The organism is uncultured Ruegeria sp., from assembly GCF_947489545.1.
Taxonomy (GTDB): domain Bacteria; phylum Pseudomonadota; class Alphaproteobacteria; order Rhodobacterales; family Rhodobacteraceae; genus Ruegeria.
In genome coordinates this window covers 18,936-33,161 of the sequence record NZ_CANLDZ010000005.1, presented here as the reverse complement: position 1 = coordinate 33,161, position 14,226 = coordinate 18,936, and the positions used below count along the sequence as shown (strand labels likewise).

Sequence of the window (14,226 nt, the reverse complement as noted above, 5' to 3'; positions counted from 1 at the left end):
AACGTGACAAACTTGTGACGCGCTACTCGGCCGCCGCTCGTACTTCCGGGCCTCCACTGCGGATGGTCGCCAGCAGTTCTTCGCGTCGTTTGGCCGCTTTTTCTTCATTTTCCATCAGAACCGGCCCGAAACCACGAATGTCCAATGGCAACCGGGCCAGAGCCACGACAGCATCATGTGTGTTCTGCGACAGCAAAGCCAGAACCTCTGTCATGTCTTTTTCGTATTGCCGGATCAAAGCGCGTTCCATTTTCCGCTCTGCTGAATATCCAAAGACATCCAGCGGCGTGCCACGCAAAGACTTCATCTTTGCCAAAAGCTTCAATGGGCCAAGCATCCATTCCCCAAATGCCCGTTTGCGCGGACGGCCATTGCCGCTGTTGCCACCAAAGATCGGTGGGGCCAGATGGAAGGTCATCTTGAAGTCACCATCAAACTCGGACGCGGCTTTGTCACGGCTTGTCAGCAACAGCCGGGCAACCTCGTATTCGTCCTTGTAGGACAGCAGCTTGTGATACCCTTTGGCCACGGCTTCGCGCACCGTCTCATCCGTCACCGAGTCCACCAGTTTGCGATACCTTTTCGCCAGTCGGGCGCTTTGATACGCGCTTAGGTGCTGTTCCCGGAACGCGATGATCTGGTCCAGCGTTTTGGGCAATTCGGTCACGGACGGCGACAGAATGGTCTTGACCTCATCTGGATGCAAAACCGCCCAACGCCCAAGATCAAAGGCGCGTTTGTTGCGCTCAACTGCGGTGCCGTTCAGCTCCAGCGCCCGCAGGATGGCCTCATGGCTGACCGGCAGGATGCCGCGCTGCCAGGCAGCGCCAAACACCATCATGTTCGAATAAATCGAATCCCCCATCAAAGCGCGGGCCAGATCGGTCGCATCGAATGTTGAAACCCCATCCTTCAACCGCGCCTGTAAGGCCAGTTCTAGTTGATCACTGGGGATGCGGAATTCGGTATCCCGGGTGAAATCGCCCGTCACTGTCTCGTGGTTGTTCACGACTGCGCCTGTTTGGCCCGTTCGCGTCAGACCCAGAGTCTTTGCCCCGGCCGAAACCACCAGATCGCCCCCGATCAGCGCATGCGCTTCGCCAGTCGCAACCCGAATGGCACTGATGTCTTCCGGGCGGTTGGCAATGCGGCAATGGATATGCACGGCGCCACCCTTCTGGGCCAACCCGGCCATCTCCATCATGCCTGCGCCCTTGCCATCAATCTGTGCGGCCTGCGCTAAGACGGCACCAAGTGTCACGACACCCGTACCGCCGACCCCAGTGATCACCACGTTATGCGTGCCCTTGATGTCGGGCAGCACTGGCATTGGCAGATCCGGTAGGTCGATTTCGGTGGTCGCCTCTTTGCGGATCTTGGCGCCATCCAATGTCACAAAGGACGGGCAGAATCCGTTCACACAGGAAAAGTCCTTGTTGCAACTGGATTGGTCAATCGCCCGTTTGCGGCCCAGTTCCGTCTCCTTGGGAACGATCGAGACACAGTTCGACTGCACGCCACAATCGCCGCAACCCTCGCAAATCTCCGAGTTGATAAAGACGCGTTTGTCCGGGTCGGGGAATGTTCCTCGCTTGCGGCGACGACGCTTTTCGGCGGCACAGGTCTGAACATAAACAATGACCGAGGTGCCCTCGATCTCGCGAAACCGTTCCTGCACTTGCATCAATTCGGCGCGCTCAAAAGTTTCAACACTCGCTGGCAGCGCGGTGAAATTCACGTCTTCCTTTTCGTCATAGACCAATGCGACATCCTTGACGCCCATCGCCTTGACCTCGGCCACGATGCGCTCAGCGGTCAGGTCCCCTTCGTTATCCTGCCCCCCGGTCATTGCGACCGCGTCATTGAACAGGATCTTGAAAGTGATATTTGTGCCCGCCGACAATGCCGCCCGAATGGCCTGCACACCGGAATGGTTATAGGTTCCGTCGCCCAGATTCTGAAAAACGTGCTTGGTGGTCGAAAACGGCTCTTCCCCGATCCAGTTCGCACCTTCACCGCCCATCTGGGTAAAGCCTGTGGTGTTCCGGTCCATCCACTGCACCATGTAGTGGCAGCCGATCCCCGCATAAGCCCGACTACCTTCCGGCACCTTGGTCGAGCTATTATGCGGACATCCCGAACAGAAATAGGGCAAACGGGTCGCGATCTCTTGGGCGTTATCCGCCCGGCGCGCCTCGGACAGTTTGGACAGCCCTGCCCTCACACCGTCTGTATCGCGCCCCTCTTCGATAAGGATGTCGCCCAGTTTCTCGGCAATCATAATCGGATCAAGTGCGCCCCGTGTCGGGAACAGTTCTTCGCGGTGCAACGTCCCAGCACCGCCCTTGTACCAGCCATAAACCCGGCGGCCGCGCCGGTCATCAAATATCGCTTCTTTGACCTGAACTTCAATCAACTTGCGCTTTTCTTCCACGATAACAATAAGGTCCAACCCCTCGGCCCAATCGTGGAACCCGGTCATATCCAACGGGAAGGTTTGGCCAACCTTGTAAGTGGTGATCCCCAGCCGCTCGGCCTCGGCCTCATCAATGTTGAGCAAAGACAAAGCATGGGTCAGGTCCAGCCAGTTCTTGCCTGCCGCAACCAGACCGATTTTGGCGCCAGGTTTGCCCCAGACGCGCTTGTCCAGCTTGTTGGCGCGGGAAAACGTCTCGGCGGCGAACCGTTTGTAATCGATGATCCGCGCTTCTTGCAGATGCGGCGTGTCGCCCAGACGAATGTTCAGCCCACCCTCGGGCATGTCAAAATCTGGAACGGCAACCTGCATCCGATCAGGGCTGCCATCCACGACCGAGGTCACCTCGATCGTGTCTTTCATCGTCTTGAGACCCGCCCAAACCCCGGCAAACCGGCTGAGCGCGAAGCCGTAAATGCCGTAATCCAGAATTTCCTGCACACCAGCAGGGCTGACCACTGGCATATACATATCAACCAGTGACCATTCGGATTGATGCAACACGGTCGAGCTTTCGCCGGTATGGTCATCGCCCATCGCCATCAGCACACCACCATGTTGTGCCGTTCCAGCCATATTGGCGTGACGCATGACATCGCCGGACCGGTCGACGCCAGGGCCTTTGCCGTACCACAGGCCAAAGACGCCATCGAACCGGCCATCGCCACGCAAACCGGCTTGCTGGCTGCCCCAAAGGGCGGTCGCGGCCAAGTCTTCATTCAAACCGTATTGAAAGGTAACGTCGCTTTCCGCCAGTTGCTTCTGCGCGCGGGTCATTTGTAGATCCACCGCACCCAAAGGCGATCCGCGATACCCCGTCACCAGCCCCGCCGTGTTTAGCCCGGCCTGCCGGTCGCGCTCTTTCTGCATCAGCATCAAGCGTACCAGTGCCTGAGTACCGTTCAGAAGAACGGGGTTTTTAGTAAGATCGAACCGGTCGTTTAGCGAAATTTGTGGCTGACTCATCAAACGTCTCCCCTCGTCAGATCAGTGTGCTTCATCTTCGGGCATTTTAGGTCATATATTCTGACCTGCATAGAGGTTATCCCCTGAAAGGTAACGATTTCACTGTTTGAATGTGGAACTTGTTACCTATTTCATATAGGCCTTCCCGAGGATAACGAAAGTTGCGGCGATGGATTGGGACAAGCTTAGAATATTTCACGCGGTTGCAGACGCTGGCAGCCTGACGCACGCAGGCGACAAACTGAATCTGTCGCAATCCGCTGTCAGTCGTCAAATCCGCGCACTGGAAGAATCACTCGACGCGACCCTGTTTCACCGGCACGCGCGCGGCCTCATCCTCACTGAACAGGGCGAGCTATTATTCGATGCCACCTCTGCCATGTCCAAACGTCTGGACGCGGCAGCGGCCCGTATCCGCGACAGCGAGGAAGAGGTCTTTGGCGTTCTGCGCGTAACAACAACCTTCGGCTTTGGCACCCTGTGGCTGGCCCCTCGTTTGCCGAAACTTTATGAACAATATCCCGACCTCAACATTGATTTGATGCTGGAAGAGCGTGTGCTGGACCTGCCCATGCGCGAGGCGGACGTCGCCATTCGCATGAAAGAACCCAGCCAAGCCGATCTTGTCCGCAAGCGCCTGATGACGGTGCAGATGATGCTGTATGCCACGCAGGAATACATCGAAACCCACGGCGGTATGCTGGAAAACCTAGAAGACATCAAAAACCACCGTTTGATTTGTCAAACACCCGCCGCGCCGCAGGTAGGGGCTAGCGCATCGATGGTGGGGCACCTGATGACCTACAACCCCAGGTCACTATTGACCGTCAATAATTACTTCGGCGTTCTGCAAGGGGTTCTGCACAATCTGGGTATCGGCGTTCTGCCCGATTACGTAACCCAGGACTTCCCCCATCTTGTTCCTGTGCTGTCGGATATCGAAACTGCGGATGTGCCAGTTTATCTCGCTTATCCCGAGGAATTGCGCCAATCTCAGCGGGTTGCCGCGTTCCGGGATTTCGTTCAGGATGAAATCGTCGCGCAGCGCAAGCAACTGAAGCAAATGGGAAAACTCTAGGTATGCAGCGATCGCATATCGGACATGCCTTAAAGTAAGGTTAAAACATCTTGAACGTTCACAAACTGACACCTAAATGAGCATTCGAAGGCGGTGATGCTGTAACGCTCATCATCTTCATACCTCCCTGTTGGACTACGGCCGAGCTTAGTGCTCGGCCTTTTTTTTGGCCTATTGCCTATTGCGTACCAATAGGCCGCTGAATCTTCTGGGAAAAACGCAGACGCCCGCCTATGATCACGAAAAAAACCAATTTTTCGTGATCGAGGACAAAACCGATGTTCCACACATTTCGCATGCTGATGGCGTTGCTGTCAGTGTTACTGCTTTCAGGGCCGCTACACGCGCAAGTGACCGGCACAACAGATTCAACCTCGAGTGTCAGCATCCCCGAGGACCTAACACCTGACCAAGTCGATGGTCTGGTGGCCCGGATGTCGGACGATCAGGTTCGTGCTATTCTACTGGAACGCCTAGATGCCGTTGCCAAAACACAAGCAGCCGCACAGGAAGATCACGAAGATCCGCTGACCGAGATCAGTGAGATTTGGGCCGAGATGGTCACATCCTGGACCCAGGTTCTAAAGACTCTGCCAAATATCGTGAGCGCACAGCTTACTGCATTTGACAATTTCGCAACGACATTTGGATCAAGCGGTGTGTTTACACTCTTTGGGCTTATCCTGATGGTTCTGGTGGCCGGGTTCATCGCCGAAAAGCTGTTTGGCCTGCTCACCCGAAAGTGGCACGAACAGTCCGACGGTGAAGACGATGCCGATCTCTGGGGCGCAGTCCGATATCTGTTTCGTCGGTTCTGCCGTGAGATCGCCGGGCTGGTTGTTTTCTACGTCGTGATACGTGCACTTGGGCGTGGCCTGCTGACGACGGAACAAATTACCTACGCCGCGCCATTCGTATTCTACCTGATCTGGGTTCCGCGTTTGGGCGCCGCAGCTTCACGTTTCATACTTGCGCCTAACAAGCCACATTATCGGTTGGTCAATATTGACGATCACTGGGCAAAATACTTGCACCGGAACCTGATCGGCCTGCTTCTTCTGATCGGTGTCACCTTGTTCGTCGTCCGGTTCAATGCGCTTAACGGCGTCACACCGGCGGACACCCGGATCGGTTTCTGGCTCAATGCTGCGATACACATCTATATTGGTGTGATCGCCTGGACGGCCCGAGAGGGCCTCTCTCAGATGATGCTGGGCACTGATCCTGACCACACCAAGTTCGATGAAGATGTGGCTCATTACTATCCCTACTTCGCGATCGGTGTTTCAGCAGTAATCTGGCTGCTTGTCGAGTTCCTGGTTGCTCAGCGTGATCCGTCGACCCGCGCCCTGCTGTCGAAGGGGCCGCACTTTACCACCATGTTCTGGCTGCTGATTGCGCCTGCGCTGGATACGCTCATTCGGGGTCTGGTACGTCACCTTCAGCCGCCCATGGCCGGTGAAGGTCCGCTGGCCGAACAAGCCTATCGGTCGACCAAACGCAGCTATATCCGAATTGGCCGGGTTCTGGCCGGGTTGTTTGTCGTCTTCATGATTTCCCGAACCTGGGAGCTGGATCTGCGTCATGTCGCGTCGGCTGGTATCGGTGCCGAAGTTGGCGGAGCCGTCATCGAGTTCCTTCTGATCATAGCTGTTGGCTATATCATGAACGAAATTGTGTCGCTTTGGATCAACCGCCGCCTTGCCAGAGAGCAGACGGCTGCCGAGGCACTTGATGAGGAAGCTGGCGGCGAAGGCGGCGGGGCTGGCGGATCGCGTCTGGCCACTGTTCTGCCGCTGCTACGCATTACCGCTCAGGTTACGATTGCCGTGATCTTTGGCCTATTAGCGTTGGGAGCCTTGGGCATCAACATTACGCCCCTGCTGGCCGGTGCCGGTGTTCTGGGTCTTGCTATCGGCTTCGGCGCACAGAAACTGGTGGCAGACATCGTTGGCGGCGTCTTCTTCCTGGTCGACGATGCATTTCGGGTTGGTGAATATGTTGATGTTGGCGGCACAATGGGTACGGTCGAAAAGATCTCGATCCGCTCGATGCAATTGCGACACCATCGCGGTGCGGTTCACACGATCCCCTATGGCGAGATTCAGAAGCTGACCAATTTCAGCCGCGACTGGGTGATTATGAAGCTCAAGTTCACCGTGCCGTTCGACACTGATCCAAACAAGGTCAAGAAGATCTTCAAGAAGATTGGCGCCGAGATGATGGCGGATGAAACCCACAAGGATGGCTTCCTGCAGCCCTTCAAATCGCAAGGTGTGTTCGACTTTGATGATGTGGGCATGATTATCCGCGGCAAGTTCATGGCCAAGCCCGGCAAACAATTCACGCTGCGCAAGGAGATCTTCAATCGGGTCAAGGCCGAGTTCAACGCCAACGGTATCGATTTTGCACGTCGCGAGGTCCGCGTTGCGATTCCAGGCCAGGAAGAGGCCGAGGAATTGACGCATGAACAAAAGTCCGCACTCGCCGCCGCAGCGGGTGACGCGGTTGCCCAACAGGTGCAAAAGGACCAGCAGAAATAGCGCGTCCAAAACCACTCTGAAACCGCACTTAGGGTGTAGACGAAGAGGCGCTATTGCGCCTCTTTGCTTTTGTACAACACGGAAGATGACCCGCGAAAAACAGGTACAAATCGAACAAAACGCCTTTACCCTTTCCCCCGGCGGTCCCTTCCCCTAAAAGGCGCCAACAATTGCCATCTCGGGGACTGATACAGGATGCAAGAGCCAGCCATCACACCGGATCTGATTGCCGCCCACGGGTTGAAACCCGACGAATACGACATGATCCTCGAGATCATCGGGCGCGAGCCGAGCTTTACCGAGCTGGGCATTTTCTCGGCCATGTGGAACGAGCACTGTTCTTACAAATCCTCCAAGAAATGGCTGCGCACGCTGCCGACATCCGGCCCGCAAGTGATCTGCGGACCCGGTGAAAACGCAGGCGTCGTGGATATCGGCGACGGTCAAGCCGTCGTTTTCAAGATGGAAAGCCACAACCATCCGTCATACATCGAACCCTACCAGGGCGCCGCAACCGGAGTTGGTGGCATCCTGCGGGACGTCTTCACCATGGGCGCGCGCCCGATCGCGTCGATGAATGCGCTGTCTTTCGGTGAACCCGGCCACCACAAAACCCGCCAGCTGGTGAACGGTGTCGTTGAAGGCATCGGCGGCTACGGCAACTGTTTTGGCGTGCCATGTGTTGGTGGCGAAGTTCGTTTCCACCCCGCATATAATGGCAATTGCCTTGTGAACGCTTTTGCGGCCGGCCTCGCCGACAGTGACAAGATATTCTACTCCGCCGCCTCGGGTGTTGGCATGCCCGTCGTTTACCTCGGTGCCAAAACAGGCCGGGATGGCGTCGGCGGTGCCACCATGGCGTCAGCAGAATTTGACGACACGATCGAAGAAAAACGCCCCACTGTTCAGGTCGGCGATCCTTTCACCGAAAAGCGCCTGATGGAAGCGACGTTGGAGTTGATGCAAACCGGCGCCGTGATCTCGATCCAGGACATGGGCGCGGCTGGCCTGACCTGTTCCGCTGTGGAAATGGGCGACAAGGGTGGTTTGGGCGTGCGCCTCGATCTCGAAAACGTACCCCAGCGCGAAGAAAACATGACCGCCTATGAGATGATGTTGTCTGAATCTCAGGAACGCATGCTGATGGTCCTCAAGCCCGAACTTGAGGCCGAAGCCCGCGCCGTGTTCGAGAAATGGGACCTCGATTTCGCAATCGTCGGCGAAACCATTGCAGAAGATCGCTTTCTGATCGTCCACAACGGCGAGGTGAAGGCCGATCTGGTTCTGTCAAAGCTGTCCTCGACTGCACCGGAATACGACCGCCCGTGGGAACCGACCCCGGCAGCGGAAGAGTTAGCTGAAGCGCCTCAGATCGACCCAATCGACGGTTTACGCGCCTTGCTCGCCTCGCCTAACTACGCGGGGAAGCAGTGGGTATATGAACAATACGACACGATGGTCATGGCCGACAGTTCCCGCACACCCGGACTGGGCGCTGGCATGGTGCGTGTTCATGGCACCGACAAGGTGTTGGCCTTCACATCCGACGTGACGCCCCGCTATGTGCGTGCCAATCCGGAAGAAGGCGGCAAACAGGCGGTGGCCGAGGCCTATCGCAACCTGACAGCCGTTGGCGCCAGGCCCTTGGCAACAACCGACAACCTGAACTTCGGCAATCCCGAAAAACCCGAGATCATGGGTCAGTTCGTCGGCGCGATCAAAGGCATCGGCGCTGCCGTGGCCGCGCTGGATATGCCGATCGTATCGGGCAACGTGTCGCTGTATAATGAAACCGACGGTCAGGGGATCTTACCCACCCCAACCATCGGCGCAGTTGGCTTGCTGAGCCACACGGATGAGATCATCGGAAACGAGGTTCGCGATGGCCATGTGGCGCTTGTCATCGGTGAAACAACCGGTCATCTGGGCCAATCCGCGCTGCTGGCCGAGGTCTTCAACCGCGAAGACGGCGACGCCCCGCATGTGGATCTGGAGGCCGAACAGCGCAATGGCGATTTCATCCGCGCCAATCGCGAGATGATCAAGGCTTGCACCGATCTGAGTGACGGTGGTCTGGCGCTCGCGGCTTTCGAACTGGCCGAAGCAGCTGGCGTCGGGGTCTGCCTTGACGACGCCTCGACCGAGTTCCTGTTCGGCGAAGATCAGGCTCGCTATCTGGTCGCCTGCAACTTTGATCAAGCCGAGGCATTGATGATTGCCGCCGGTCAGGAGGGCGTTCCATTGGTATCGGTCGGGCGGTTTACAGGCGATAGTGTCCGCATCGGTACATCCGAGGCTCCGCTTGATGAGCTGACTAGCACTTTCCGCAATAGTTTCGCCGAAGCCGTTGCCTGATTCCGGCACCGGCAAATCAGAAAACCTGCGCCTTCTTCGGTGCAGGTTTTGTCCTTTCAAGGCGTCTATCTGACCCTTGCACGCCCCGCCCCGGCGCTCTACATCTTGGGAAAGACCTTCAGGAGAAACCTAAATGCCGATGAGTGCCAACGATATCGAACACCTGCTGCGCGACGCTTTTCCCGATGCGGAGATTCAGGTTGGCGGCAACGACGGGGTACATATGTCGGCCATGGTCGTAGACGAGAGTTTTCGCGGCAAAAACCGGGTGCAACAGCAGCGGGCTGTTTATGCAGCCTTGAAAGGTAAGATGGACGGCCCAGATGGTGAATTGCACGCGCTGGCGCTGACCACAAAAGTGCCTGAATGACGAAATTTTTGTGGGAGGTCCTGAAGTCAATGGGCAGTTGGTCTCCTCCTGATCCAAACGAGAAACCTCCGCTTGGAATGGAAGCAACCAATTTGGGCCTCGTTAAAAAGACACACGATGACAACACGTGGCGAGAAAACATGAACGACCGCCATCGACGTGACATGTGAAGGAAACGCAAAATGAGCGATGTTAAAACCCAGATCGACGAAACCGTCAAAGCCAATACCGTTGTGCTTTACATGAAAGGCACCAAAGAGATGCCGCAATGCGGGTTCTCTTCGCGCGTAGCCGGTGTTTTGAACTACATGGGTGTCGAATACACCGATGTGAACGTTCTTGCCGATGAGGGCGTTCGCCAAGGCATCAAGGATTATTCCGACTGGCCGACGGTTCCCCAGCTTTACGTCAAAGGCGAGTTTGTGGGCGGTTGCGACATCATCACCGAAATGACCTTGTCGGGTGAGTTGGACACGCTGTTTGAAGAGAATAGCGTCGAGTATAATAAAGAAGCGGCCGACAAAATTCGCGAAGCAAACGCCTAACCATGGTTAACGGCTGGAGCAATCCTGATAAATGACCTGCTCGCTGGTGGCATCACCCGCCGCCTGATAGCTGATCGATGCATTCCATCCCTTGGAACGTAGGATGTAGGTGCCCTCACCTTCGGGGGATTCGTACCGAATGCCAGATCCGCTTGCGACCTGGCGCATTGGGACCAGTTTGTTGTCCACCAGCGTCGCTGCTGCGCCCGGCCCGTCAGAGACATTGAAATACGTCACCGGCAACGGTACCCCGTTCTCGCAGGTGAAAGTTACCGACAAAATGTCGATTTCGGCCAGTGCCACCGAAGCGGGTATTGCCATCAACGCACCGCCAGCGATGCTACGCAGACTGCTCATCGTGCCTTTTTCTCCTCGACGACCGAGGCCAGCGCCTCGGCGCGCGCGGCCAGTTCGGCCAGCGTGTCCGTAACGGACGGAGGAACGACTGCAACCTCAATCCGTTCGGGTTCTGGCAAGGGTGCAGCGCGCAATTCGTTCAGTTTGGCTTCGACTTCGGCCAGCTTGGCCTCAAGCGCCTGCACTTTCTCTTCGGTGGCCGCCGTTTTGTCTGCCAGCATCAGGCCAGCCATCAGCAGCATCCGTGATTCCGGCATCCGCCCAATCTGATCTGACAGAACCTGCGCCTCGTCATCCAGCATCTTGGCGGCTGCTTGCAAAAACGTCTCTTCACCTTCCTGACAGGACACTTCAAAGCCGCGCCCACCGATATGAATGGTCAATTCGGGCATCACTCCACCTCACCTTCTGCCAGTTTCGCCTGCGACAGCAGTGGTTCCAGGCGCGCCAGTACAGCATGCGCCTCGGCCGCATCTGTCGCCTGCGCAGCCCGCGTTGCTTCAAGCTCGGCCACGGTGGCCCGGTTTAGCAATTCAGCATCTGGCACACCGTCTTCAGCCGCAGCTCTTAGTTCGTCAACCGAGCTACGCAATTGCTCATTGGCCTTGCGCATCCTCTGAAGATCATCATCCAGCCGAGACATGGCGGCACCATGGCTGGTACGTTCGGCGCGCAACATCTCCAACTCTGCACTCAGATCGCCAACCCGTTCCGTGTCGGCCAGTTCTGACCGCAACCGGGCGTTTTCCGCTTCGATCTGTTTCGCCTGGGACATCAGCGCCTGAAGTTGTTCCAATTCAGCCCGAAGTGGTGCGGGGTCTTCGCGAGCATCCAGTTCTGAGCGCAACTTCTCGTTCTCGGCTTTCAAAGCGTCCAGTTCTTCGCTGTTTTCAAGCGCAGCTTTGGCATCTGCCAACTCTGCCCTTGCCGCCTCTACCGATACAAGTTTCGCAGTTGCTTGCGCCAGTTCTTCCCGTAGAGAGTCACTTTCGCTGTCTTCGTCGGATGTTGACCGCAGTTCCTCAAGCTCATTGCGCAGCTCGTCCGCTTCCTGTGCGTGCTGGTCCTTCAGCACTTTCAACCGCTCTTGAAGTTGAGCATTGGCAACACGCTCTTCTTCCAGTGCCGCCTGCAACGCTTCGTCCGGAACACCACTGCCCGGGGCCGTGTGTTGCAAGGCCTCAACGCCACTGCCGATACGTTCCATCGCAGCGATGATGCGGTGCTGTAGTTCCTCGATCTGGCTCATGCCCCTGTCACCTCTTTATCAAGGTTCATTCTATTGCGGGATGATCCGAATCAAAACCCGGCCCGCCTGTCCCTAGTCTAACGGAATGCGACAGAAAATACCCACTGTTTGGTTTCAATCACTTGGGCAACACTCTTCAAGCTGGTCAAGCCTGCAACGCCCGGTTCCGCTTGCACTTTGAGGGGTGGATGGTATTGAGCCCGCAATCTGCTTGTAACCCGAAGGAACAACGCCCGTGGACCTGACTGCGCTGCGCAATGCCAACCCCGAACACTGGGACAAAGCTGCGGCCATCCGCACCCTGACCCTTGATGCCGTCGCCGCTGCCAATTCCGGCCATTCCGGTATGCCCATGGGCATGGCTGATGTCGCAACAGTATTGTTCGAAAAGCATCTGAAATTCGACGCTTCAGCCCCAAATTGGCCAGACCGCGACCGGTTTATTCTGTCCGCAGGCCATGGTTCGATGCTGGTTTATTCACTGCTGTACCTCACGGGCAACGCGGATGTAACACTGGAAGAAATCAAGAACTTCCGCCAGATGGGCGCCAAAACGGCCGGCCACCCGGAAAACTTCCTGATCAACGGTATCGAAACCACCACTGGCCCATTGGGTCAGGGCATTTCCAACGCTGTGGGCTTTGCCATGGCAGAAGAAATCCAGCGCGCACACTACGGCAAGAAGGTTGTCGATCATTATACCTATGTGATCGCAGGCGACGGTTGTCTGATGGAAGGTGTCAGCCAGGAAGCGATCACCCTTGCGGGCCGTCACGAGCTGAGCAAGCTGATTGTTTTCTGGGATAACAACAACATCACCATCGACGGCACCGTCGACATGGCCGATCGCACAGATCAGGTGCGCCGCTTTGCAGCCTCGGGCTGGCACGTCATCGAGATTGATGGCCATGATCCCAAAGCAATCGACGCGGCCATTGTCCGGGCGAAAAAGTCGAATAAGCCGACCATGATCGCCTGCGAAAGCCACATCGCCTTGGGCCACGCCGCTCAGGACACCTCCAAGGGGCATGGCGCGCTGACCGATCAGGATCAGTTGAAAGCTGCGAAACAGGCCTATGACTGGCCTCACGACGCATTCGAGGTTCCCGCCAACGTCAAAGCGGCATGGGAAGCCATTGGTGCCCGTGGTGCGGATGAACGTGCCGCCTGGGAAGAGCGTTTCTCGCAATTGTCCGAGCGCAAGCAAGGTGAGTTCAACCGCGCTCATGCGTTTGACGCACCCAAAAAGCTGGCTGGTGCCATCCGCGCGTTCAAAAAGCAGATGTCGGAAGATCAGCCGAAACTGGCCACCCGTGCGTCTTCGGAAAAGGTTCTGAACGTCGTCAACCCGATCATGACCGAAACAGTTGGCGGCTCAGCAGACCTGACCGGGTCGAACAACACCAAATCGGCCGATATGGGCGTGTTCCTGCCGGAAAATCGCAAGGGTCGTTACATTCACTACGGGATTCGCGAACATGGGATGGCTGCGGCGATGAACGGCATGGCGCTGCATGGCGGTATCCGCCCCTATGGCGGGACATTCATGGCGTTTACCGACTATGCCCGCCCGTCCATGCGGCTGGCTGCGTTGATGAAGGTGCCCAGCGTATTCGTGATGACACACGATTCAATCGGTTTGGGTGAAGACGGCCCAACACACCAGCCAGTCGAACATCTGGCGATCTCGCGGGCAACGCCGAACACCTATGTGTTCCGCCCCGCTGATACGATCGAGACCGCCGAAGCCTGGGAACTGGCGCTGACGTTCAAGGACAGCCCCTCGGTCCTGTCGCTGACACGCCAAGGCGTGCCGACCGTGCGCACAGAACACAAAACCAAGAACCTGACCGCCCAGGGTGCCTACGTTCTTGCCGAGGCCGATAGCAAGCGTCAGGCCATCCTGATCGCAACCGGTTCAGAAGTGTCGCTGGCCATGGAAGCCAAAGCAATGCTCGAGGCCGAAGGCATCGGCACGCGTGTCGTTTCCATGCCATGTATGGAATTGTTCGCCGAACAAGATGAGGCCTATCGCAAGCGCATTCTGCCGGGCGGTGCCGTCCGTGTTGGTATCGAGGCCGCGGTGCGCGCTGGCGGATGGGATCGCTGGCTGCTGGGTGAGCGGGGCCGCGAGGCCAAGTCGGATTTCGTCGGCATGTCGAGCTTTGGCGCATCCGCGCCGGCCGGTGAGCTGTATAAGCATTTCGGTATCACCGCAGAGGCGACAGTTGCCAAGGTCAAAGACTTGTTGGGCTAATTGCCTACTCGGTGCGACTAATCGGAAGGG

At 57.0% G+C, this 14,226-nt stretch carries 10 protein-coding genes; 6 read left to right on the top strand and 4 right to left on the bottom strand.

Translation table 11 applies throughout. The features are described from left to right. Positions 1-22 precede the first annotated feature (22 nt). On the bottom strand, positions 23-3,442 hold the full coding sequence (locus Q1B13_RS08780) for an indolepyruvate ferredoxin oxidoreductase family protein (RefSeq protein WP_299075112.1): 3,420 nt from the start codon (positions 3,440-3,442) through the stop codon (positions 23-25). Positions 3,443-3,611: 169 nt separating this feature from the next. Between Q1B13_RS08780 and Q1B13_RS08775 the strand changes: the two genes are divergently transcribed. From Q1B13_RS08775 to grxD, 5 genes are all read left to right on the top strand, one after another. After that, on the top strand, positions 3,612-4,520 hold the full coding sequence (locus Q1B13_RS08775) for a LysR family transcriptional regulator (RefSeq protein ID WP_299075110.1): 909 nt from the start codon (positions 3,612-3,614) through the stop codon (positions 4,518-4,520). 278 nt (positions 4,521-4,798) lie between these two features. Continuing rightward, complete coding sequence (locus Q1B13_RS08770) at positions 4,799-7,063, top strand: mechanosensitive ion channel family protein (RefSeq protein ID WP_299075108.1); 2,265 nt, start codon at positions 4,799-4,801, stop codon at positions 7,061-7,063. 195 nt (positions 7,064-7,258) lie between these two features. Further along, positions 7,259-9,418, top strand: a complete 2,160-nt coding sequence (gene purL, locus Q1B13_RS08765) for a phosphoribosylformylglycinamidine synthase subunit PurL (RefSeq protein ID WP_299075106.1) — start codon at positions 7,259-7,261, stop codon at positions 9,416-9,418. 133 nt (positions 9,419-9,551) lie between these two features. Further along, positions 9,552-9,788 (top strand): BolA/IbaG family iron-sulfur metabolism protein, encoded by a 237-nt coding sequence (locus Q1B13_RS08760; protein ID WP_298935708.1) that lies wholly within the window; start codon positions 9,552-9,554, stop codon positions 9,786-9,788. A 182-nt stretch (positions 9,789-9,970) separates the two neighbouring features. Next, the gene (gene grxD / locus Q1B13_RS08755; RefSeq protein ID WP_299075104.1) at positions 9,971-10,333 is read left to right on the top strand and encodes a Grx4 family monothiol glutaredoxin; all 363 of its coding nucleotides are present in this window, start codon (positions 9,971-9,973) and stop codon (positions 10,331-10,333) included. Between the two features lie 6 nt (positions 10,334-10,339). Here grxD and Q1B13_RS08750 read toward each other — a convergent pair whose 3' ends face one another. Genes Q1B13_RS08750 through Q1B13_RS08740 form a run of 3 tightly spaced genes read right to left on the bottom strand, consistent with a single transcriptional unit; the run spans position 10,340 to position 11,939 of the window. Continuing rightward, positions 10,340-10,690, bottom strand: a complete 351-nt coding sequence (locus tag Q1B13_RS08750; RefSeq protein WP_299075102.1) for an MliC family protein — start codon at positions 10,688-10,690, stop codon at positions 10,340-10,342. Then, the gene (locus Q1B13_RS08745) at positions 10,687-11,082 is read right to left on the bottom strand and encodes a cell division protein ZapA (protein ID WP_299075100.1); all 396 of its coding nucleotides are present in this window, start codon (positions 11,080-11,082) and stop codon (positions 10,687-10,689) included. The genes Q1B13_RS08750 and Q1B13_RS08745 overlap by 4 nt, the downstream gene beginning before the upstream one ends. Further along, positions 11,082-11,939, bottom strand: a complete 858-nt coding sequence (locus tag Q1B13_RS08740; RefSeq protein ID WP_299075098.1) for a hypothetical protein — start codon at positions 11,937-11,939, stop codon at positions 11,082-11,084. The genes Q1B13_RS08745 and Q1B13_RS08740 overlap by 1 nt, the downstream gene beginning before the upstream one ends. 235 nt (positions 11,940-12,174) lie before the next feature. Here Q1B13_RS08740 and tkt point away from each other — a divergent pair, with 235 nt between their 5' ends. Then, entirely contained in the window at positions 12,175-14,196 is a 2,022-nt protein-coding gene (tkt, locus tag Q1B13_RS08735) for a transketolase (protein WP_299075096.1), read from the top strand. Positions 14,197-14,226 lie beyond the last annotated feature (30 nt).